Below are 22902 nucleotides of genomic sequence, written 5' to 3' on the forward strand. Positions count from 1 at the left end.
CTGGCAAAAAGCAGAGCAAAAGCTTTCTCTGAACGAATTTAAGTAAAAAGATGCTGGCAAGCCCTATCCCTCCACCTATTGAAATAGGTGGAATCCCGGGCTTGCCAGCCATTGACAATCATTGAAGAAGTAAGGAATAGGACTACTTGGTCCTATTTTTTCCGGAAAAAAGCTTAAAGATTGGTAAAGGCTGTCTTTTAGCAAAACAATTGATTATAGAGTAAAATATAATAGTTTGATAAGGCGAAAAGCCATCCCCAAATAACTTAATGAGGAGATATTAGAAAAAATGCAAGAGATCTATATCGTAGCTGCCAAGAGAACTCCTTTTGGCCGCTACCACAAGCAATTAGCTGACTTTACTGCCGTGGAACTGGGCGAAATCGCCCTGCGCGGGGCCTTGGCCGAAGCGGACTTAGACGCTGAAAGCCTGGACGCCCTGTTCATGGGCAATGTATTAGCAGCTGGCCTTGGCCAAAACATGGCCCGGCAGGTAGCCATCAACTCCGGGATGCGGCAAGACTCAGTTGCAACCAGTATCAACGAAGTCTGCGGGTCCAGCTTAAAGGCGGTCCGGTTAGCTGAAGCCCAAATGCTGATCGGGGACCTGGGCCTGGTGGCAGTCGGCGGCAGCGAAAGCATGTCTAACAGCCCTAAGGAATTAATGATGACTGACGGCCTGGTTGACTCTTTCTCTGGCCAGGCGATGGGCGTAACTGCCGAAAACGTGGCTAAGCGGAACCACGTATCACGTGAAGCTCAAGACGAATACAGCCTGAAGTCCCACCAAAAAGCAGTCAAGGCTTGGGAAGAGGGACTTTTTGACGACGAAGTAATCGTGATTGAAAAGGGCGAGGAAAAAATCGCTAAGGACGAAAATGTCCGTCCTGATACCTCCATGGAAGCCTTGGGCGGCCTCAAGACCGTCTTTGAAGAAAACGGCACGGTGACTGCCGGCAACGCTTCTCCAGTGACCGACGGGGCCAGCATGGTTATCCTGGCTACCAAGGAAAAGGTGGACGAATATGGCCTAAAACCGCTTGCAAAATTGGGTGCCTACGCTGAAACTGGCTATGATCCAGAATTCATGGGCTACGGTCCTTATGTGGCCATCCAGAAGCTTTTGGCCAAGACCGGCCGGACCAAGGACGACTACAACTTCTTTGAAATCAACGAAGCCTTTGCCGCAACCAGCGTAGCGGTGATGCGAGACTTGGGTTTGGATGAAGACAAGGTCAACCAGCAAGGCGGCGCTATTGCCCTGGGCCACCCCCTTGGGGCTTCTGGCACGCGGCTGGTTGCAACCAGTGCCCGCCAAGTAGCTAGAGGCGCTAAGCGCGGGATTGCCAGTCTCTGCATCGGGGGCGGGCTGGCCATTGCTATGGAAATTGAGAAAGCATAGTGCAAAGTAGATGAAATTTTACCAGCTGCCGCCAACGGAGCGGCGGACAGAATTAGCCAAAGATGGTGCAGATCTATTAGATGTTGAGCCGGCAGAGCTGGAGCGTCTAAACGAGATGAGCGAAAACGTCGTTTCTGAAATCGTCTTGCCCTTGAGCGTGATCAAGGACGCCTTGGTCAACGGCAAAAAGTGGACCATCCCCATGGCAACAGAAGAAGCGTCCGTGGTGGCGGCGGCCAACCACGGCATGTCCGTTTTTAAAAAAGCGGGCGGGGTTACGGCAGAAAGCGACAGGACCGGCATCTATGGCCAGATTGTCTTAGAAGTCGGGGATGCTTTTTCGCTAAAAAAATTTGAAAAAGCCTTCCCAGACTACATTGCCTTGGCCAACCAGGAATTTGCCAGCCTGGTTCGTCACGGGGGCGGGCTAAAAGAGATTACGGCTGAGCAAAAGGGCCACTTGGTTTACCTTCTGGCCCTGGTCGACCCGGCAGAGGCCATGGGGGCCAACAAGACCAACGCCATCTTGGAATTTTTGGCCCAAAAGATGGAATTTTTCCCAGGTGTGACGGCAAAACTTTTTGCCATCTTGTCCAACTATCCCAGTCAAATTACGATGGCTAAGGTCAAGATTCCGGTTGACCTCCTAGGCAAAAGCCAGGAAGCCGGCCTGGCCGTCGCCCAAAAGATGGCGCTTCTGGCCAAAATTGGCGAAGAGGACGTCTACCGGGCGACGACTAACAACAAGGGGATCATGAACGGGGTGGACGCTGCCTTGATTGCGACGGGCAACGACTACCGGGCCGTGGAAGCGGCTAGTCACGCCTTGGCTGTTAAAAATGGCCGCTACGCCAGCCTCAGCCACTGGGCAGTAGACGGAAACTTTTTAACCGGGGAGGTCAAATTGCCGCTAGCCATCGGCGTTGTCGGCGGATCGATTTCGGCGCGGCCTGATATTAGACAAAGCTACTCTATTTTAGGTAAAATAAAGGCTAAGGAACTGGCAGAATTAATTGCCAGCGTCGGATTAGCCAACAACTTTGCTGCCCTAAACGCCATTTCAACCAAGGGCATCCAGGCTGGGCATATGCGCCTTCAGTCCCGCAATGTCGCGATGAACTTAGATGCGACTGACGAGGAAAAAGAGGCCGTCTACCAGCTGATGATCAGCCAGCAAAAATATGGCGAGAGTGCAGCGGAAGACTTTTTGAAAGAATTGCGAGGAAGATAATTAATGGACATCGGTATTGATCAGATAGGTTTTTATACTCCTAATAAGTTTGTGGACATGGTGGACCTGGCCAACGCCAGAAACCAAGATCCTAACAAATTTTTGATCGGCATCGGCCAAGACAGAATGGCAGTCGCAGACAAGACCCAAGACGCAGTAGCCATGGGGATCAACGCGACGGCTGAATACCTGGACCAAGTCGACCTGGAGCAGCTAGGCTTATTGATCTTTGCGACGGAAAGCGGGATTGACCAATCTAAGTCAGCCTCACTTTTTGTAAAAGAAGCCCTGAACTTGCCAGCTAACATTCGTACTTTTGAAATCAAGGAAGCCTGCTTTGCCTTGACGGCAGCCTTGCAGGTGGCCCGGGACTACGTCCGCGCCCACCCGCACCACTCAGCCATGATCATCGGTAGCGACATCGCCAGATACGGCTTAAACACTGCAGGCGAGGTCACTCAAGGTGCCGGCGCCATCAGCATGCTGATCAAGGAAAGCCCAGCCATCATCGCCTTGGAAGATGGCCACGCTTCCTACAGCGAAAACATCAACGACTTCTGGCGGCCAAACGGCAGCCCGGTGGCCATGGTGGATGGCCACTACAGCCGGGACGTCTACCTCGACTTTTTCAAGGAAACCTTTAAGGAATACCTTGCCCAAACCAAGCTCACGGTCAGCGACTTTGCCGGGATCTGCTACCACCTGCCTTATACCAAGATGGGCTTTAAGGCGCACCGGATCGCCATCCAAGGGCAAGACGAAGAAACTGCTAAGCGCCTTAGCGACAACTTCCAATTGTCAGCCAAGTACAGCCGGCAGGTCGGCAACATCTACACGGCCAGCCTCTACATGTCCATCTTGAGCCTTTTGGAAAATGGGGACCTGGAAGCTGGCGACCGGATTGGCTTCTTCTCCTATGGCTCCGGTGCCATGGCAGAATTCTTCTCCGGCAAGGTGGTTGACGGCTACCAAAGACGTCTGCGGCCAGGCCTACACAAGCGGATGCTGCAAGAGCGGACCCGCCTGGGCGTCGGCCAATACGAAGACATTTTCACGGAAGGCTTAGAAAACTTGCCTGAAAACGTTGAGTTTGAAAGCGACGCCAACCACGGCACCTGGTTTCTGGCCGGGCAAGAAGGGTACGTGCGCAAGTACCAACAAAAGTAAGATCACGAAAAGAGAGCGTCAGCTCTCTTTTTTTCTACTCTAAGTCAAGTATTATCAACGATTTTAGGCAATTTTATTTTGAAATAAGAGCCTAATTTGAATGGAGCCTCCGGAGAATCGAGTCAAATATCTGACTTTAGGTCATGACAAATACAGCCTGCCTTCTGTAATTTTGAAAAGGAGGTTGTTATAATGTCTATTGGATCAATTCTTATGACAAAAGTCTTTGGTTGTGGATGACGGGGGGAAGAAGAACTTCCCCGCTATCAAGAAGCAAGTCAGCATTGCCGGCCACTACAACGGGATCAAGGGCTATAGCGCGAATACCGATTCGCCTCTGACCACGTCTGGCAAGCCAGAGCACATGGACGCGACCTATAAAGACCTCTTGTATTTGCGGCAAGTCTACCCTAAGGGAGTCGCCGTGCTCAATATTTACGGCGATATCGGCAATGGCTCAGATGAGCGCGTCTACAATAACTCTTCCAAATCCCTGAAATACCTGGTGGTCAATGGCCGGAGCTACCAAGAAGTGAAAATTAAGGGAGCGAAGGGCCAGCACAGCCAGCTGCATGAAAATGGAAAGGTTGACCGAGCCATGCAGAAGTTTTTGTGGAATTAAGAAATAGCAGCGGAAATCGAGGATTTAAGCATGATTAGAAAATTTCAAGCAGCTGACTTGGACTCAGTCGCGCGGATTTGGCTGCAGACGAACCTAGAGGCCCACGACTTCGTGCCTGACCACTTCTGGCAGGACCAGCTCGCGGACGTGAAGAAGGCCTTTTTGGCAGCTGACCTTTACGTGGCAGAAGAAGACGGGAAGATTGCCGGCTTTATTGGCCTTGAAGGTGATCAGGTATCTGGCTTGTTCGTCGCTGCTCCTTACCAGTCGCGGGGCATTGGCAAAGCCTTGCTGGACAAGGCCAAGCAAAGCCGCCAGCAGCTGCGATTGCGGGTCTATGAGCAGAACCCGCGAGCTTTGGAATTCTATGAACGAGAGGACTTCAAGTTTCAGGGCGAAGAAACGGACCCTTATACCGGGGAGCCGGAATACGCCCTTTTTTGGCAGCGTGATTAAGGAGAGAATGAAAATGGTTAAACAGCCAAACGCAATCAAGGTCCGTGGCGGCCGCGTGCACAACTTAAAAGAGATCGATGTCGACATCCCCCTAAACAAGATCGTCGGGATTGCCGGCGTCTCAGGCTCTGGCAAGTCCAGTCTGGCCCTGGGCATCCTGTATGCCGAAGGGTCAAGGCGGTATCTGGAGTCCTTGTCGACTTATACCAGGCGCCGAATGACCCAGGCCGAAAAGCCGCAGGTTGACCAGGTCTTATACGTACCGGCAGCCCTGGCTTTGCGCCAGCGTCCAGGGGTGCCTGGGATTCGGAGCACCTTTGGGACTGGGACGGAACTGCTCAACAGCCTCCGGCTCATGTTTTCCCGGCTGGCCAGCCACCGGTGTCCCAATGGCCATTACCTGAAGCCAACGTTGAATGTCGCGGCCGGCTTGCCTCTAAAGTGCCCGGAGTGCGGGGCGGAATTCTACGCGCCATCCGCCGAGCAGCTGGCCTTTAACAGTCAAGGGGGATGTCCGACCTGTGATGGGACTGGCGTCGTGCGGACGGTGGATGAAGCTTCTTTGATTCCGGATGAGAATCTGACTATTGATGAGGGGGCAGTCGCTCCATGGCAGACCTTGATGTGGTCTTTGATGAAGGACGTCGCCCGGGAAATGGGCGTGCGCACCGATGTTCCTTATAAGGAGCTGACGGCTAAAGAGAAGGAGATTGTTCTCCATGGTCCCGCGGTCAAGAAGCATATCCTCTATCTTGACAAGAAAGGCCAGTCGACTGAAATGGACTTTACCTATTATTCAGCCGTTCACACCGTTGAAAATGCCTTGGCCAAGGTCAAGAACGAAAAGGGGATGAAGCGGGTCGCCCGCTTCCTTAAAGAAGGCATCTGCCCTGACTGCCATGGCACGCGCCTGAGCGAAACTGCCCGCGCGCCGCGCCTGGCCGGCCTATCTTTGGCTGATGCTTGCCAGTTGACCTTAGGAGAGTGCAAGAAGTGGGTGGACGGCGTGCCAGACTCCTTGCCTGCTGAAATGCGGCCCATGGCCAAGAGCATCGTTGCTTCTTTTGACCTGGTGGCCAGACGCTTGCTGGACTTAGGCCTGTCCTACCTGACTTTGGACCGCTCCGCGGCGACCTTGTCCAATGGCGAGCGGCAAAGAATGCAATTGGCGCGGGCAGTGCGCAACCGGACGACTGGGGTTTTGTACGTGCTGGATGAGCCGTCGATTGGCCTGCATCCCGCCAACCTCGAGGGGCTGAAAGGCGTCATGCGTGACTTGGTCGCCGATGGCAATTCCGTGATCCTGGTTGACCATGACACCCAGGTGCTGCGTGAAGCGGACTGGCTGATCGAAATGGGCCCAGGCGCCGGGGAAGCGGGCGGTCAGATTCTGACGCAAGGACCAGTGGCCCAAATCGCGCGAAATCCCCAGTCAAAGATCGGCCCCTTCCTGACTGGGCAGGAAGTGATCAATAAGCGGTCCCAGATTGCCAGGAAGGACCTGTTTAAAGAAGGCACGATCCACCTGGAAAGCCGGCAGATCCACACGGTCAAGCCCCTGAGCATTGATTTTCCCAAGGGCCGGCTGTCGGTTGTGACCGGGGTGTCCGGGTCAGGGAAGACGACCATGATTCTGGAAACTTTATTGCCAGGCCTGCAGAGCCAGATCAAGGGGGAAAAACTGCCCCAGGCCGTCAAGGCGCTCAAAGCCGATGGGATCAACCAGGTTAAGCTGATTGACGCCACGCCAATTGGAATCAACGTCCGCTCAACCGTGGCCACTTACGCCGGAATCCATGACGAATTGCGCAAGATCTTTGCCAGAACTCCCGCGGCCAAGCGCTTGGGCTATAAAGCCGGGGACTTCTCCTACAACACGGGCCGTCTGCGCTGCCCAACCTGTGACGGGACGGGCGCGATCGTCCTGGATGTGCAGTTCTTGCCTGACGTGGAGATTGCCTGTCCGGACTGCGGCGGGTCACGCTACCGAAAAGAAGCAGACTTTGTCACCCGTACTCCCAAAGTCAAAAAGGGGCAGCCTGAAGCTAAGGCCTACACGCTGCCCGAGCTAATGGACATGTCCGTTGACCAGGCGCTCCGGGCAACCCGCGATCTGCCGCTGGTTCAAAAGCGCCTTCAGGTCCTTCATGACCTGGGCTTAGGCTACTTGACCCTGGGCGAAGCGACGCCAGCTTTGTCAGGCGGTGAGGCCCAGCGGTTGAAATTGGCCAGTGAGCTGGGCAAGGAACAGGCTGATTCGGTCTTTATCTTCGATGAGCCAACGATTGGCCTGCATCCCCTGGACGTTTCGTCTTTGCTCGATGTCTTTCAGCGCTTGATCAGCCAAGGAGCGACAGTCTTGGTGATTGAACATGACCAAGACATGATTGCCAATGCCGACTATGTCGTTGACATGGGGCCAGGTGGGGGCCAGGAAGGCGGCCAGGTGGTTTGTGCCGGAACGCCGGAAGAGATCATGGCTTGCCCAGCCAGCTTGACGGGCAAATATCTGAAGCTTAACCGGAATAAATGAGCAAACAAAAACGCTAGCGGTCGCTAGCGTTTTTTTAGACGATTATTTGTTGACGCGGGCCTTAACCTTAACCCGGGGCGTCCAGTTCAGGGCGATGGCCGCGGCTACTGAGACTAAGGTAAAAGCTGCCAAATTTTCCAAAAAGCGAGCAGAAATTTACAAACTGCATATAATGAAAGCGTTAACTATCACAGCTTAAGCCAAAAGTCACTGGGATTTATGCTAAAATGTGAAAAGCAACATTGAAAACGGAAATGATATCTGAAAATTTTAACAATAATTGAAAGAGGGCTTGCCAAGCAGATGAAAACCGAAAGCACCGAGCAAGAATACCAACACCACTTGTCTCACCACCACCACATGCGGGTGCAGTGGGAAGAATTTTTCAAAAGCGACGACCAGACCAAGATCAAGGACGCAACTTTGATTGAAAAAAGCTCCATTATCTCCAGAGTCGGCATGATGATGCTGAGCTGCGGGACGGGGGCCTGGAGGGTCCGCGACGCCATGGACACCATGTCCAGAACGCTGGACCTGACCTGCTCAGCCGATATTGGCCTGATCACCATCACCTGCACCTACTTTGATGTGGACAACCAGTCTTATTCACAGAGCCTGTCTTTGCCAACGACCGGCGTCAATATGGCAAAGCTGAATGAACTAGAAAAGTTCGTCCGCCAGTTTGAAGCCGGAGAAGGCGATTTTGAAATTCGTGAAGTGAAAAAGCGACTCGGTGAAATCGAACACATGAAGGGGCGCTACCCACTGTGGGGATCCAGCCTGGCAGCGGCCTTGGCCTGCGGCGGCTTTATTTTTCTCCTGGGCGGCGGCATCCCTGAAGTCATCTGCGCCTTCATCGGTGCCGGCTGCGGGCAGTTTGCCCGGGGGAGTCTGGGCAAAAAGAAGATCACGGTCGCCGCAACCACGGCGGTCGGGGTCGCCGCTGCTTGCCTAGCCTACTACCTGGCCTTTATGGCCTGCCACCTGCTTTTTGGCTGGGGGATGCAGCACATGTACGGCTATATCGGAGCCATGCTCTTCGTCATTCCAGGTTTTCCCTTCATTACCAGCGGTCTGGACATGGCCAAGCTGGACATGCGCTCCGGCTTAGAACGCCTCTGCTACGCCTTGATGATCATTTTGATTGCCACTGGGACCGGTTGGGTGACGGCGATCGTTTTGAACATTCACCCCGGCGACATGCCCAAACTGGGTCTGTCCACGGCGGCCTTGACGGCATATCGGATGCTGGCCAGCTTCTGTGGGGTCTTCGGCTTCTCGCTGATGTTCAACTCTCACCGGCGGATGGCGGCAGCAGCTGGGGTGGTAGGGGCGATTGCCGACACCCTGCGCCTCAGTTTAGTGGACTTTGGCCACTGGTCAGCTCCACTGGCAGCCTTTTTGGCAGCCTTGCTGGCCGGTCTCATGGCCAGCTATGTCCGGGAAAAGGTTGGTTACCCGCGGATTGCCTTGACGGTGCCGTCCATCGTCATCATGGTGCCGGGTCTCTACATGTACCGGGGGATCTTCCTGCTGGCCGTAACTCACGTGGGGAGCGGGTCGACCTGGCTGGCCGAAGCTTTGATGCTGGTCATGTCCTTGCCGGCAGGGCTCTTGACTGCCCGGATCTTAACTGACAAGAAGTGGCGGAAGGTCGATTAATTTTTTTGACAAAAATAAGGGAGACACCATTAGGTGTCTCCCTTATTGCTTATTCTTTAATGTCTGCGACTGTAGCCTTAACTAGCTTGATCAAATCAGCTGGCTTAACCAAGACGCTGCGGCCCACTTCACCGCTTGAAACCCACATGCCGTCAGTGTCGTTAACGCTGGCATCCAGGTAGATCGGGTACTTCTTGGTGTGGTAGATCCCGATTGGGGTATTGGCACCGTGGATGTAGCCCGTAGTCTTCTCCAACTTTTTCAGTGGGATCATTTCGCACTTCTTGTTGCCTGAAACCTTGGCAATTTTCTTCATGTCCAGGTGCTGGTCAAGAGGAACGACGCCGACCAAGGGGCCTGTCTTGTTGCCTTCTAGGGCCAAGGTCTTGTAAACTGGGTGGCCATCCAAAATGGGGTTGCCTAGACCTACTTGCGCCACGCCGTGGTCTTCTTTGATTTCGGAAATATGCTGCTCGTAAGGAATCTTTTGCTGGTCTAAAATCTTTTCAACCAGTGTTTTGTCCAATTTATCTTTGTTATTTTTCTTTTTTGCCATTGTTATCACCGCTTTACATGATACCATTTTAAGTAAAGATGCTAAAGAAAGAAGACTAGAAAATGAAATTACTTGCAATTAACATCGAAACTAGCTATGATGTGGAAGATGCCTTGAGCTACTACGCTACAGAAGACCTGCACGCCTTGGGGACGGAAGAACGCCGCCGGAGCGACTTTGAGCAAGCTGGCTGGCTGCACGACTCCACCATCGTTGACATGGATGACATTCCTAACTTGCCAAAGGAACTGGAATTTATCGCCTACTTTGACGAAGAACAAGACAAAGATAATTTGGTGAAAAAATTCCAGGCTAAGCTGGACGAATTGGCTGGCTATGGCTTGTCAACGGGCGAAGGGACCATCAAGACCAGCTACATCGCTGACCAAGACTGGAACACCGTTTGGCAAAAGTACTATCATGTGATCAACCTTTCTCGCCACCTGGCCATCGTGCCGGAATGGGAAGACTATACGCCGGCTTTTCCTGACCAGGAAATTATCAAATTGGATCCGGGTCTAGCCTTTGGGACCGGCAACCACCAAACGACTCAGCTAGCCATGCTGGGGATTGAACGGGCCATGGTCAAGCCGCTTTCTGTGGTTGACGTCGGCACGGGCTCCGGTATCTTGGCCATTGCGGCCTACAAATTGGGTGCCAAGTCTGTTTTAGGGACCGACATTTCAGATGAGTCTATGACCGCAGCCAAGGAAAATGCGGGTCTTAACGGTTTTTACGACCTAGCCCTGCAAAAGACCAGCCTGCTAGCTGATGTTGATGGCAAGTTTGACCTGATCGTGGCCAACATCCTGGCCGAAATTTTGCTGGACCTGATTCCGCAATTAGACAGCCACTTGAACGATGATGGTCAAGTCATCTTCTCTGGGATCGACTACCTGCAGCTGCCAAAAATCGAAGCAGCCCTTGACCAAAACGGCTTTAAGATCGATCTGAAGATGAAGGGGGGCCGCTGGATTGGTCTGGCCATCTCTAGAAAAGAAGACGAGTAGCGAAAACTTGGTAAGAAGTGGCTTTTTGCGTTAAAATAATATAATATAAATTAACTTAAACTTAGAAACTGGTGATCGCTGATGTCTAAATACGTTGAAATGACTCATGAAGAGGTTATGGCTGCCTGCAAAAAGTACATGACGCCTGACCAATTGGCCTTTGTGGAGAGTGCCTACCAATTTGCGGCGCGCGCCCATGAAGGGCAAACCCGGGCTTCGGGCCAGCCTTATATCGTTCACCCCACCCAAGTGGCAGGGACCCTGGCCAATCTGGGCCTAGACCCAGACACGGTGGCGGCTGGCTTTTTACATGACACGGTCGAAGATACGTCGGTAACCAATGATGATATCAAGGAAAAATTCGGTGCGGACGTGGCCTTTATCGTGGACGGGGTCACCAAGTTAAATAAATATGAATATAAGTCCCACAAGGAATTCTTGGCTGAAAACCACCGCAAGATGCTGATTGCCATGGCCAAGGACCTCCGGGTCATCTTGGTGAAATTGGCGGACCGTTTGCATAACATGCACACCTTGGAACACCTGCGTCCTGACAAGCAGCGCCGGATTGCTGCTGAAACCCTGGACATCTACGCACCGCTAGCCGACCGCCTGGGTATCGGGACCATCAAGTGGGAACTGGAAGACATGTCCTTCCACTACATCAATCCTGACGAATACTACAAGATCGTTTCCATGATGGACGCTAAGCGCAGCGAGCGTGAAGGCTACATTAAAGATGCCATCGACTACTTAAAGGGAACCTTGGATTCTTTGGGAATCGACTACGACATTTCTGGCCGGCCCAAGCACATTTACTCTATCTATAAAAAGATGGTCAACAAGCACAAGGACTTTAACGAAATCTACGACCTTTTAGCAGTGCGGGTAATCGTGCCAACGGTTAAGGACTGCTACGCCGTCTTGGGGGCCGTCCACACCAAGTGGAAGCCAATGCCAGGCCGGTTTAAGGACTACATTGCTATGCCTAAGGCCAATGGCTACCAGTCCCTGCACACGACCATCATCGGACCTGGCGGCAAGCCGCTAGAAATCCAGATCCGGACTAAGGAAATGCATGAAGTGGCCGAATACGGTGTTGCTGCCCACTGGGCTTATAAACGGGGCAATTTTGATGGCGTTGAAGCTAAAGAAGGCGGCGCCTTAGACATCAGCCGGGAAATTTTGGAACTGCAAAAAGAATCCAGCAATGCCGACGAATTCATGCAGGCCGTGCACTCAGACATTTTTTCTGACAAGGTTTACGTCTTTACGCCAAAAGGCGAAGTCTACGAGTTGCCAAAAGGCTCAGTCACCCTGGACTTTGCCTACGCCATCCACACCCAGGTTGGTGACCATGCTATCGGCGCCAAGGTCAACGACAAGCTGGTGCCGCTTGACTACAAGCTGAAAAACGGGGATGTTGTCGACATCTTGACCCAAAGCAATGCCCGGCCGTCTCGGGACTGGGCCGAAATGGTGCAAACCTCTCGGGCCAAAAACAAGATCCGTCGCTACTTCAGAGACGTGGACCGGGAAGAAAGCGTAGCTCGCGGACGCGAAGAACTGGTTGACCTTTTAAAGGACAACGGCTTAAACGCCAAGGACTACCTGGACAAGGGCCATATTGACGAAGTTCTGGAACATTTTTCCTTTAAGACCGACGAAGACATGTACGCGGCCATCGGCTTCGGCAACATGTCGGCCTTGTCCATTTATAACCGCCTGACGGCAGACCTGCGTCGCCAGCAAGAAGAAGAAAAGCAGCGCGAGTTTGAAGAGCGAATCATGAATGCCGGCCAGCAAGCAGCTGCTGCCTCTGTTATTAGCAAGCCGGCACCAAGTCAAAATGACCAAAAGGTCAAAAATAAGGGCAAAAAGCAAGACAGCCTGGTCAGAGTGCAGGGCCTAGAAGACCTGGACCTCCACTTTGCTAAGTGCTGCAACCCAGTGCCTGGCGACCCAATCGTGGGCTACGTGACTAAAGGCCGGGGCGTGACCGTTCACCGGGCTGACTGCCGCAATGTCTTAAGCGCTGACCCAATTTCTAAGAGCCGGATGATCGACGTTGAATGGAACAATATTGACGAAAGCAAGCAAACCGCCTTTAACGCCAACTTTGAGCTCTTTGGCTACAACCGACCAAAGCTCTTGGCAGACGTCATCAACCGCTTGAACTCAATGACCAAGAACATTACCAATGTTTCAGCCAGCGTCAATGATGACAATATCGCCCACTTCTACATTACGGTTGAAGTCAAGAATGCCGCGCAGCTAAACGACATTATGGCCAAATTGCGGGACATTCCAGACGTTTACGATACGAAGAGAACGGATAATTAATTTTTTACAGGTAAACAATGCGAGTAGTAATTCAAAGAGTCAACCATGCCAAAGTCACGGTTGACGGCGAAATCACTGGCGAAATCGCCAAGGGCTTCTTGCTCTTGGTTGGCTTAAAAGAGGGCGACGGCGCAGAACAAGTGCAAAAAGCCGCTGACAAGATCGCCAAGATGCGGATTTTTGAAGATGAAAACGGTAAGACCAACCTGGGCATCCAGGATGTGGGTGGGCAGATCCTGTCTGTTTCCCAGTTTACCCTCTTGGCTGATACCAAGAAGGGCAACCGGCCAAGCTTTGTCTCGGCCATGCGCCCGCCCCGGTCTAAAGAGCTCTGGGAAGACTTCAACCAGGCCTTAAGAGACCATGGCCTGACTGTAGAAACCGGGATTTTTGGGGCAGACATGAAGGTAGACCTGGAAAATGACGGTCCCTTCACCATTGTCTTAGATCTATAGGCTTTTTAAAAATGAAAATATCCTCTTTGCCCCTTGAAAGTAGGGGCAAAACAGGATAAACTAGTTTTCAGAATTATCAATGACAAAGACTGAAGATAGCATGGCCCTTTTAGAGACTGTCCGTTTGGTGAAAGGGCAGATGGCTGCTAGCTGTGACCCCTTTAACAGATAATGGTTCGTTTCGTCAGCGTTAATGACAGCAAGCAAAAGGTGGTACCGTGCTATTTTAGCGCCCTTGATTAAGTTCAAGGGCGCTTTTTAGTTAGTCAAGAAGAAGTAAAGGTGAAATAATGCGAGTTCAAAGACCAAAAGGCACCGTGGACATCCTGCCAGCAACTTCCAGCCAATGGGAAAAGGTAGAACAAACCGCGCGTGACCTGTTTAAGAGAGCCAACTACCGGGAAATCAGAACACCAAGTTTTGAAAATTACGAACTGTTCTCCCGGTCATCGGGTGAAACCAGTGACGTGGTTGAAAAGGAAATGTATGACTTTAACGACAAGGGTGGTCGTCACATTGCCTTGCGTCCTGAAGGGACGGCCGGCGTCGTTCGGGCTTATGTGGAAAACAAGATCTACGGGCCAGACTATGTCAAGCCTTTTAATGTTTACTATATTGCCCCCATGTACCGCTATGAACGGCCTCAAGCTGGCCGCCAGCGGGAATTCCACCAAATCGGGGTGGAAAGCTTCGGCTCAAACGGCTACTTGGCAGATGTAGAAACCATCTTGCTGGGCCACGACCTGTTAGCAGAACTTGGCGTGAAGAACTACGAGCTCCACATCAACACTTTGGGTGACAGCGACGTCCGGGCAGCCTACCACGACGCCCTGGTCAATTACTTCACTCCAGTTAAAGACCAGCTGTCTGAAGACTCTCAAAGAAGATTGGACAAGAACCCACTGAGAATCCTTGACTCCAAGGCTGAGGAAGACCAAAAGTTCCTGCCAGATGCACCGAAGATCCGGGAATACCTGGATGATGAATCCAAGGAAACTTTTGAAAAGATCCTGGCTACTTTGGACAAGCTAGGCGTCAAGTACGTGATCGACGATGACTTGGTCCGGGGCTTGGACTACTACACCGGCGTGATTTTTGAATTCATGGTTGACGACAAGAGCTTGTGGGCTAGCCCAAGCACGGTTTTGGGCGGGGGCCGCTACAACCACCTGGTTGAAGAATTCGATGGCCCGGAAACCCCAGCTGTTGGCTTTGGGATCGGGGAAGAACGCTTGATGCTGGTACTGTCCAAGCAAAACCCAGAAATGTTTGAAGACCAAGGCATCGACTTCTTCATCGCCAACATCGGTGAAGGCACTGACTTAAAGGCAGTAGAAGTTGCTAGAAAAATTAGAAGTCTCGGCTTCTCTGCCCAATACGACGTGGACCAAAAGAAGCTGAAGGCTCAGTTCAGAAAAGCTGACCGGGTCAAGGCAAGCTATGTCATTACCCTGGGAGCTAAGGAAGTGGCTGAAGGCAAGCTGACCATCAAGCGCCTGAGCGACGGCGAGCAATTCAGTGCCAGCTTCGCTGACTTAGAAGACAAAGAAGCCTTATTGGCAGTTTTGGCTAAATAAGGCATAAAGGAGTAAACAAAACAATGGAAAAAAGAACTGATTACTGCGGCAATATTACCAGTAAGTACCTGGGCCAAGAAGTCCTTTTGTACGGCTGGGTTCAAAGAGTAAGAAACCTGGGTCAATTGATCTTCATCGACCTGCGCGACCGGGAAGGGATCGTGCAAGTAGTGGTCAACCACGATTCTGGCGCAGACTTGATGGACCAAGCTGCTTCACTTGGTGCTGAATACGTGGTTGAAGTCAAGGGTCAAGTTAACGAACGCTCAAGCAAGAACCCTGACATGAAGACTGGTGACGTGGAAGTCATTGCCAGTGAAATCACGGTTTTGAACAAGGCCAAGACCCCGCCATTTGAAATCAAGGATGACGTGGTTGCCAGCGAGCAAACCCGGCTCAAGTACCGCTACTTGGACCTGCGCCGGCCAAGCCTGCAAAACGCCCTGATCCAAAGAGCCAAGATCATGACCGCAACTAATGCATATCTGAGCGGTGAAGGCTTCATCAACATTGAAACCCCAGACCTGGGTAAATCAACGCCAGAAGGGGCTCGCGACTACTTGGTGCCATCCCGGGTTTACCCAGGTTCTTTCTACGCCCTGCCTCAGTCACCTCAGCTCTTCAAGCAGCTCCTCATGGGTGCCGGCTTTGACAAGTACTACCAGATCGCCCGCTGCTTCAGAGATGAAGACCTCCGTGGCGACCGGCAACCAGAATTTACTCAAATCGACTTAGAAACTTCTTTCATGGATGAAGAAGGCGTTCAAGAAGTAACTGAAGGATTGCTCCAAAAGGTCATGAAGGACGTGAAGGGCATCGACTTGAAGTTGCCATTGCCTCGGATCACTTGGCAAGACGCTATGGACAAGTACGGCTGCGACAAGCCAGACACCCGTTACGAAATGCTGATCCATGACTTGAAGGATGTCTTTGCTAACTCCGGCTTCAAGGTCTTCAAGGGCGCCTTAGAAAACGGCGGCTTCGTTCGTGGGATTGCCGTCAAGGGCGGTGCTAAGTTCTACTCCCGCAAGAAGATCGACGCTATGCAAGACTACATCAAGCGTTATCACGCTAAAGGTCTAGCTTGGGTTAAGTACGAAGACGGCGAATTCTCCGGTCCAGTTTCCCGCTTCTTGAGCGACGAAGAAAAGAGCGGCTTGGTTCAGGAATTTGAATTGGAAGGCGGCGAACTTTTGCTCTTCATTGCTGACCAATGGAAGGTCTGCTGCGACTCCCTTAACTACCTCCGCCGGCAAACGGCCAAGGAAACGGGCATCATCCCAGAAGACACTTACAACTACCTCTGGGTGGTTGACTGGCCACTATTTGAATATGACGAAGGCGACGGCCGTTGGATCGCTGCCCACCACCCATTTACCATGCCAGACGACAAGGGGATCGAACTGCTGGAAACTGAACCTCACAAGGCGCACGCTAGAAGCTACGATATCGTTTTGAACGGCTATGAACTGGGCGGCGGCTCCATCCGGATCCACAAGCGCGATATCCAAGAAAAGATGTTCAAGGCCTTGGGCTTCACCAAGGAAAGAGCCTACGAGCAATTTGGCTTCTTGCTGGATGCCTTGGACATGGGCTTCCCACCTCACGCCGGGCTGGCTATCGGTCTTGACCGCTTCGCCATGCTCTTGGCCGGCAAGGACAACATCCGTGACGTGATCGCCTTCCCTAAGAATGCTAGCGCCAGTGAACCAATGATGCACGCTCCAAGTCCAGTTGCTGACCAACAATTGGCTGACCTGGAAATTGAAGTTGCAGCTTCTGCTAAAGACGGCGTAGCCAAGTACGAAGCTAGTCTGGAAAAAGAAGCTGAAGACGACATCAAGGCTCACGAAGAATAAGCATTGAATTAGTAATCAGTCTTTAAAAAGTGATACAAAAAAGGATTAAATCCATCATGGATTTAATCCTTTTTCTTTTGCTATTTTGCTTTAATTTTAGTCGGCATCGTCAGTCGTCGTGTCATCCGTTTCTTCTGGCAGGTCAGCCGTGTTGTTGGTCGTGTCCGTGGTGGTTGACTTAGAAGTGCTTGGCGTGTAGGTGCTGTAGCTCTTTGACTTGGATGAGCTAGTGGTGCCAGTAGAATTACTGTTGGTGCTGTAATTGTAGTTATAGTTGTAGCTCTTAGTTGAACTAGACTTCTTGCTGCTGGACTTCTTAGAAGACTGGCTGTATGAGTGCTCACTTGAAGAAGATGATGAGTCAGAGCTGGAAGATTCAGAACTTGAACTTGAGCTGGATGATGATTCGCTTGAAGCTAACTTGTCTAAATCAGATTCAGATTTCTTCTTTGACTTCTTCTTAGTAGTCTTTTTCTTGCTTGAGCTTTTCTTGGAAGATTCAGAGCTAGACTTGTCCTTGCTGGAGGACTTAGAGTAGACCTTGTAGGTCTTCGAGCCAGCGGCACTTGATTCGGTCTTTTGACCAGTAGTTTGGTGGTGGAAGACAGCGGCACCAACTAAAACGACTTCCACAGCTAAAATTGCCCATAAAGATTTGCGCATTTCTTGTTTCTCCTCGGTATAAATATCTAATCTTAAGTATATCACGGCCTCTAATGGTTTGTGCCTTTGAAATACTTTTGTAAAAAGAGATGTCCTTTTAACTTACCCAGACCCGTTTCAGGTATAATTAAAGAAAAAGTGAAAGCGAATTTTTGTCAAAAATAGCAAGATAAATCTAAGCAAAAGGGGGAAAAATTATGAAAAAGCAGACGAAAGCAAGAATCGGGATTAGCTTCTTGATGGCTATTTTGTTATTGCTGGTCTTGCCGAAAAAAGTTCTGGCAGACTACGACCTGACTAAGATGAACGTGAAAGCCGTGGTCAACAGCGACGGCAGCCTGTCCATGACCCGGCAGATCGACTACGATTTTGACGATGAGGCAAACGGCGTCTACTACACGCAAAATCTGAACTCTGACCAAAAAGTAACGAGCCAAAGCGTTCAAATTAAAGATCTAGCGACTGGTAAAACAGTGACGCCGAAGCTAAACAATAGCGCAGATTCTGGCAATGTTTACCACTTTACTAAGAGTAGCAACTCTTACAAGTTTAAGGTCTACCACCACGTGGACGAAGGCAAGATCCGGGTGATTTACCGCTACAAAATTACAAAAGCAATTACCACTTATGATGATGCCTCTGAGCTTAACTTCAAGATCATTGGTGATGGCTGGGATCAAGAGATTAGCAAGGTAACGGCCTCGGTTGTCTTTCAAAAGCCGAACCTGTCCTTCTTAAAGGGCTGGGTTCACACCAATACCAGTGGAAATTTGGAGGTAAACAAAGAAAAAGGGCAGGTTACGGCTACAGTAGCGAAACTGCCAGAAAATACTTTTTTGGAAATGCACATCCTGTTTCCAAATAGCTTGACTGCCGAAAATACTAAGAAAAAATCCGGCGAAATTATGGCTAAGACGGTGGGGCAGGAAAAGCAGCTGGCTAAAGAAACGGCTGCCAAGCAAAAACAGAAAAAGAGGCTAGAAAAAATTGGTCTAGTCGTCTTAAGCCTCTTGCCTCTCCTGGGTCTGCCAATCTTCTTCAAGGCTAAGAACCAGGGGGCAGTCGTCCGCTCTAAAAAGGAGATTGGCCACAACTACGAAATTCCGCCTTATAGTCCGGCGGTCGCCCAAAGCCTGGTGACCGGGGATGATCCTGACGCCAAGGCGCTGGCTGGGGAATTAGCCTTGAAAGCGGGGCACAAGGAAATCACCATTGAACCGTTAAACAAGGGCAAGGACTTCCGCTACACCAAGACTGACAAGTACCAAGGCAACGTCAAGCTGATCAACCAGCTCTTTAAGGGGGCCGGTGACGGGACTACTTTTACTAGTAAGGGCCTGAAAAACTATGGCAAAAAGGGCAAGCTGGAAAAGAAGGTCAAGGCTTGGCAAGAGGCCTGCAAGGACCAGATCAAAAAGCAGTTTGTTGATCCAAATTTGCGCAAGAAGAAGGACAGCTTAGAAGTTGCCGCGGTGCTCTTGTTTGGGGCAGAAATCATCTTAACGATTTTGGGCTTCTTTGCTTATGACTACTATACCATGAGTCTGCTACTCGTCCTCCTTTGGGAAGTCCTGGCAGCTGTGCCAGTGATCATCCGCATCAAGAACTTTTCCGTTTTAACTGAAAAGGGTAAAGAAGCCATAGAACAGGCCATGGGCTTTAAGAACATGCTGGACGACATTGGCCAGTTCAAGCTGCGGGACGTGGGTGAACTCACCCTTTGGGAAGAGATCATGCCCTACGCTGTAGCCTTTGGTTTGGCCAAGAAGGTCTTGAAGCAGATGAAGGTTGAATTTGCCAGCGAAATCGACGCTAGCCCAATCGCTTACTACTACTACGGCAATAGCTATGGCATGTTCGCAACCAGCTTTGAGTCGAGCTTTAGCCGGGCCCTGGCTGACGCTAGCGGCGGCAGCGGCTCCTTTTCGGCAACGTCTGTTTCTAGCGGCGGCTTTGGTGGCGGCTCAGGTGGCGGGGCCTTTTAGCCAATCTAATAAGAAACGCAAGAAAATCCGCGTTAAAATAGAAACAACGTAAGTATTGCCAAGCACTTTTTCTTTACAAGACAAGGGACGGAAACTATGGAAGTTACTTTATGGCAAAAATTTAAAAACAACCTGCATTTAAGGCGATCTGCGGTCCTATTGGCTATCATCTTGATCCTTTACCTAGGGCGGTCAATGATGAACACGATTCTCCTCACCTTTATTTTTACCTACTTGATCGTTCACCTGATCAAGTCCGTGCAAAAGCATTTTAGCAAGATTCCCAGCAAGCTGATCGTGGCCGTCACTTATCTTGTATTGATCGCCTTGATCTACCTGGCGGCCCGCTACTACGTGCCGGTCTTGGTCAAGCAGATCACCAAGATGACCAAGTCGGTCATCGCCTTTTACCAAAGCGACGACGTCGGCTGGCTGATGAGCCAGGTGCATAAGTATGTGTCAGACAAGACCATTTCAGCTCAGGCTAAAAATAGCCTTGCCGCCATCACCGCGGCCCTCAAGGGCTTTGGCTCTGTAGCCATGTCCTTCTTTATGGCCTTAGTCCTCAGCTTCTTTTATACCATTGAGCTAGACGACATGAACCGCTTTACCCGGTCCTTTTTAAAAAGCGACCTGTGTGGCTGGCTCTTTGAAGACATCTACTACTTTGGCTACAAGTTTACCAACACCTTTGGGGTGGTTTTGCAGGCGCAATTCCTGATTGCCCTCTGCAATACCGGCTTAACCATGATTTGCTTGGCCATCATGGGGATGCCACAGGTCTTTGCCTTGGGGCTGATGGTCTTCATCTGCAGTCTGGTACCGGTGGCCGGGGTGATTATTTCGCTCATCCCGCTCTCTATCGTGGCATATTCGGTAGGCGGGATCACCGATGTGATCTACATCTTGATCATGATCCTGGTCTTGCACACCCTGGAAACTTATATCTTGAACCCCAAGTTCATGTCCAGCAAGACGGAACTGCCGATTTTTTACACCTTCGTGGTGCTGCTCTTAGGTGAACACTTCTTTGGCACCTGGGGCTTGATCGTCGGCGTGCCGATCTTCACCTTCTTCTTAGATATTTTGGGCGTCAAGAGCACTGAGAAAAAGCAGCTGCCGATCAAGAAGTTGCAGAAAAAAGTTGTTTTGAAGCGAAAATAACTTGTCGCTGAATCCAGTAAAATCATAAACAAAAAGGTTTCAAATCTTTGTTGATTTGAAACCTTTTCTTTTGGTCAAAAAATATTAGAAGTTAGCATTCTTGGCTACCAGCTTGCCATTTTGGAAGGTGACGTAGATGCTGGTGCTGGTGTCAGACTTGATGTCGCTGGTGTAAAGCCACAATACCGCATTGGTCTTGCCGTAGTTAGAAACGGAGTAGCCATTTGGCTTGCCCAGCTTCTGTTCTACTTGAGCCTGGGTCATGTTCTTGGTCAAGGACTTGTAGTCAGCTTGGGTGATCTTCTTGGCCCGATTGACCTTAAGACCGGTAATCTGCTTGGCGATAGCCACGCCGTTGGCAAATTCAACGGCGATGTTGGAACCATTAGTGCCGCCCTTGATCCCTTCCCAGGTGTAAATGGTGGCCTTCAGCTTTTTGACCGTGGCCTTGCTCAGGGAATCAGCGTTGCGGCCAAAAAGGGTGATGACTTCGGCTGGGGTAGAGCCGGTCTTTTCCACGACCTTGATCTTGTTGAAGTTGGCCAGGGTCAGCTTGTTTTCGTCGCTAGACTTCTTAACCAGGTTGGAGCTGGACAAGGAGCTGGCAGCCTTTTTGATGCTGGACGTGTTGGCTGACTTATTGCTGGACTTGGAGCAGCCAGTTAGCAGCAACAGCCCGCAGGCCAGAAAGGTTAATAAACTTTTTGTTTTGATCTTTTTCAAAAATCTTCCTCCATTATTTAATCGAGTTAATTCTTTACCATTTTACCGGTTAAAGACATATTTGTCCATGCGGTCAAAGGCCTTCTTGATCTGGCTGCTTGGAGAGGCCAGGTTTAGCCGGAAAGTGGTTGGCGCTTCAAAGAGCTTGCCGTCTTGCCAGCCGATCCCGTAGTCCCAGCCCAGTTTTAAGAGCTCTGGTTGGGTCATCTGGTGCTTTTCCAGCCACTCTTGGCAGTCCAGTAAGACCATGTAGGTGCCTTCCGGGCGGGCAGCGGTCACGCCGTCAAACTTGTCAATGTAGGAGAAGGCCAGGTCGACATTGTCCTGCAAAACTGGCAAAAGCTGGTCCAGCCAATTCTTGCCCTCAGCACTATAAGCCCCGATTAAGGCGTGCTCAGACAGGACATTCATGGAGTTGTAAACCAGCTTGGCAGAGATAGATTCAACCCGTTCTCTAATGGCCTTGTTGTAGATGACATGGTAGCTGCCAATTAGCCCTGCCAGGTTAAAGGTCTTTGATGGGGCGTAAAAGGCCAAAACGTGCTCTTTAGCCCAATCGCTGACGCTTTGAACGGTGGTCAAGTGGTGTCCTGGCAAGATTAAATCGGACCAGATGCCATCGCTGATTACCCAGCAGTCATTATGCTCATAAACCTCGATGGCCTTCTTGATTTCTTCTTCCGTCCAAACGCGTCCGCAAGGGTTGTGGGGGTTGCAGAAGATGGCTACATGGATCTGGTTTTCCTTAATCTTTTTATCCATGTCTTCATAGTCCATCCGCCAGACGCCATTTTCATCCTGCTTTAAAGGACTGTGGACGATTTGGTAGCCATTGTCCTTAAGTACGTGGGTAAAGCCTATGTAGGTTGGAGAATGGACCAGGACCTTGTCGCCGGCTGAGGCAAAAACTTTCAAAGCTGACAAAACGCCGCCTAAGACACCATTTTCGTAGCCAATGGCTTCTCTTGGCAGGTCGTCCACGCCCTTACGTTCCTTGTGCCAGTCGATAATGGCTTGGTAGTATTCGTCGCTTGCTTCAAAGTAGCCAAAGGCTGGGTGCTGGGCTCTTTTGATGATGGCGTCCGTGATGGAGTCGGCAGTTGGGAAGTTCATGTCGGCGATCCACATTGGTACCGTATCAAAGCCTTCTTTGGCTTTGTCTGGGGCAAAGCCGTCGCCAGCCCCGATGGCGTCAACGGCTAAGGCATCATGACCATGTCTGTCTAATAATTTGGTAAAGTCGTATTTTTTCATAACTGTTTCTCTCAATTTCTCGCAAATTCGCTTAATCCAAAACTTACATAATTGATTATATTCCTATTCTTAAAAAACGGGAAAAAGCAATTTAATCTTCGCAAATAGAAAGGATGACTGATAAGGCTTACAATGCTAAAATATATAGTAAGTAAGCAATTAGAAATTGCAAAATTTCAGAAAAAGAAAGGCTTCATCAAGCATGTTCTTTGCGCTATATTTAAAGTGAAAAGTGTAATT

At 50.6% G+C, this 22902-nt stretch carries 18 protein-coding genes; 14 read left to right on the forward strand and 4 right to left on the reverse strand.

Annotated features, from left to right (window positions below; translation table 11 throughout):
- Nucleotides 1-289 precede the first annotated feature (289 nt).
- The 7 genes from FC20_RS04865 to FC20_RS04895 all read left to right on the forward strand — a co-directional run bounded on the left by FC20_RS04865 (nucleotide 290) and on the right by FC20_RS04895 (nucleotide 9073).
- Nucleotides 290-1402 (forward strand): thiolase family protein, encoded by a 1113-nt coding sequence (locus FC20_RS04865; RefSeq protein WP_008463292.1) that lies wholly within the window; start codon nucleotides 290-292, stop codon nucleotides 1400-1402.
- Nucleotides 1403-1412: 10 nt separating this feature from the next.
- Entirely contained in the window at nucleotides 1413-2633 is a 1221-nt protein-coding gene (locus tag FC20_RS04870; protein ID WP_056945329.1) for a hydroxymethylglutaryl-CoA reductase, read from the forward strand.
- Between the two features lie 3 nt (nucleotides 2634-2636).
- The gene (locus FC20_RS04875; RefSeq protein ID WP_056945330.1) at nucleotides 2637-3800 is read left to right on the forward strand and encodes a hydroxymethylglutaryl-CoA synthase; all 1164 of its coding nucleotides are present in this window, start codon (nucleotides 2637-2639) and stop codon (nucleotides 3798-3800) included.
- Nucleotides 3801-4032: 232 nt separating this feature from the next.
- Entirely contained in the window at nucleotides 4033-4422 is a 390-nt protein-coding gene (locus tag FC20_RS04880) for an alpha/beta hydrolase (protein WP_236697634.1), read from the forward strand.
- Between the two features lie 30 nt (nucleotides 4423-4452).
- Complete coding sequence (locus FC20_RS04885; RefSeq protein ID WP_008463297.1) at nucleotides 4453-4878, forward strand: GNAT family N-acetyltransferase; 426 nt, start codon at nucleotides 4453-4455, stop codon at nucleotides 4876-4878.
- A 7-nt stretch (nucleotides 4879-4885) separates the two neighbouring features.
- Nucleotides 4886-7411, forward strand: a complete 2526-nt coding sequence (locus FC20_RS04890) for an excinuclease ABC subunit UvrA (protein ID WP_201779606.1) — start codon at nucleotides 4886-4888, stop codon at nucleotides 7409-7411.
- Nucleotides 7412-7714: 303 nt separating this feature from the next.
- On the forward strand, nucleotides 7715-9073 hold the full coding sequence (locus FC20_RS04895; RefSeq protein ID WP_056945331.1) for a threonine/serine exporter family protein: 1359 nt from the start codon (nucleotides 7715-7717) through the stop codon (nucleotides 9071-9073).
- 49 nt (nucleotides 9074-9122) lie between these two features.
- Here the strand turns inward: FC20_RS04895 and FC20_RS04900 are convergent, their stop codons facing one another.
- A complete protein-coding gene (locus FC20_RS04900; protein ID WP_008463301.1) occupies nucleotides 9123-9629 on the reverse strand; it encodes an aminoacyl-tRNA deacylase in 507 nt (168 codons plus the stop codon).
- 62 nt (nucleotides 9630-9691) lie between these two features.
- Between FC20_RS04900 and prmA the strand changes: the two genes are divergently transcribed.
- The 5 genes from prmA (at nucleotide 9692) to aspS (ending at nucleotide 16873) form a co-directional block, all read left to right on the forward strand.
- Nucleotides 9692-10639 (forward strand): 50S ribosomal protein L11 methyltransferase, encoded by a 948-nt coding sequence (prmA, locus tag FC20_RS04905; RefSeq protein ID WP_008463302.1) that lies wholly within the window; start codon nucleotides 9692-9694, stop codon nucleotides 10637-10639.
- A gap of 81 nt (nucleotides 10640-10720) precedes the next feature.
- The gene (locus FC20_RS04910) at nucleotides 10721-12982 is read left to right on the forward strand and encodes a RelA/SpoT family protein (RefSeq protein ID WP_008463303.1); all 2262 of its coding nucleotides are present in this window, start codon (nucleotides 10721-10723) and stop codon (nucleotides 12980-12982) included.
- Nucleotides 12983-12999: 17 nt separating this feature from the next.
- Nucleotides 13000-13437, forward strand: a complete 438-nt coding sequence (gene dtd / locus FC20_RS04915) for a D-aminoacyl-tRNA deacylase (protein ID WP_008463304.1) — start codon at nucleotides 13000-13002, stop codon at nucleotides 13435-13437.
- Between the two features lie 290 nt (nucleotides 13438-13727).
- Entirely contained in the window at nucleotides 13728-15014 is a 1287-nt protein-coding gene (hisS, locus tag FC20_RS04920) for a histidine--tRNA ligase (protein ID WP_008463305.1), read from the forward strand.
- A gap of 23 nt (nucleotides 15015-15037) precedes the next feature.
- Nucleotides 15038-16873, forward strand: coding sequence for an aspartate--tRNA ligase (gene aspS / locus FC20_RS04925; protein ID WP_008463306.1), 1836 nt, complete (start codon nucleotides 15038-15040; stop codon nucleotides 16871-16873).
- A 96-nt stretch (nucleotides 16874-16969) separates the two neighbouring features.
- Here the strand turns inward: aspS and FC20_RS04930 are convergent, their stop codons facing one another.
- Complete coding sequence (locus FC20_RS04930) at nucleotides 16970-17536, reverse strand: hypothetical protein (protein WP_008463307.1); 567 nt, start codon at nucleotides 17534-17536, stop codon at nucleotides 16970-16972.
- A 197-nt stretch (nucleotides 17537-17733) separates the two neighbouring features.
- Here FC20_RS04930 and FC20_RS04935 point away from each other — a divergent pair, with 197 nt between their 5' ends.
- Nucleotides 17734-19521 (forward strand): DUF2207 domain-containing protein, encoded by a 1788-nt coding sequence (locus tag FC20_RS04935; protein WP_008463308.1) that lies wholly within the window; start codon nucleotides 17734-17736, stop codon nucleotides 19519-19521.
- A 96-nt stretch (nucleotides 19522-19617) separates the two neighbouring features.
- A complete protein-coding gene (locus FC20_RS04940) occupies nucleotides 19618-20685 on the forward strand; it encodes an AI-2E family transporter (protein ID WP_008463309.1) in 1068 nt (355 codons plus the stop codon).
- Nucleotides 20686-20769: 84 nt separating this feature from the next.
- Here FC20_RS04940 and FC20_RS04945 read toward each other — a convergent pair whose 3' ends face one another.
- Together FC20_RS04945 and FC20_RS04950 are read right to left on the reverse strand one after the other, a co-directional pair.
- Nucleotides 20770-21408 carry a DUF3862 domain-containing protein gene (locus FC20_RS04945; protein WP_008463310.1) on the reverse strand — a complete coding sequence of 213 codons (639 nt, stop codon included), beginning with the start codon at nucleotides 21406-21408 and terminating at the stop codon, nucleotides 20770-20772.
- A gap of 42 nt (nucleotides 21409-21450) precedes the next feature.
- The gene (locus FC20_RS04950; protein WP_008463311.1) at nucleotides 21451-22662 is read right to left on the reverse strand and encodes a MalY/PatB family protein; all 1212 of its coding nucleotides are present in this window, start codon (nucleotides 22660-22662) and stop codon (nucleotides 21451-21453) included.
- Nucleotides 22663-22902 lie beyond the last annotated feature (240 nt).

This window comes from Lactobacillus equicursoris DSM 19284 = JCM 14600 = CIP 110162 (assembly GCF_001434815.1).
Taxonomy (GTDB): Bacteria; Bacillota; Bacilli; order Lactobacillales; family Lactobacillaceae; genus Lactobacillus; species Lactobacillus equicursoris.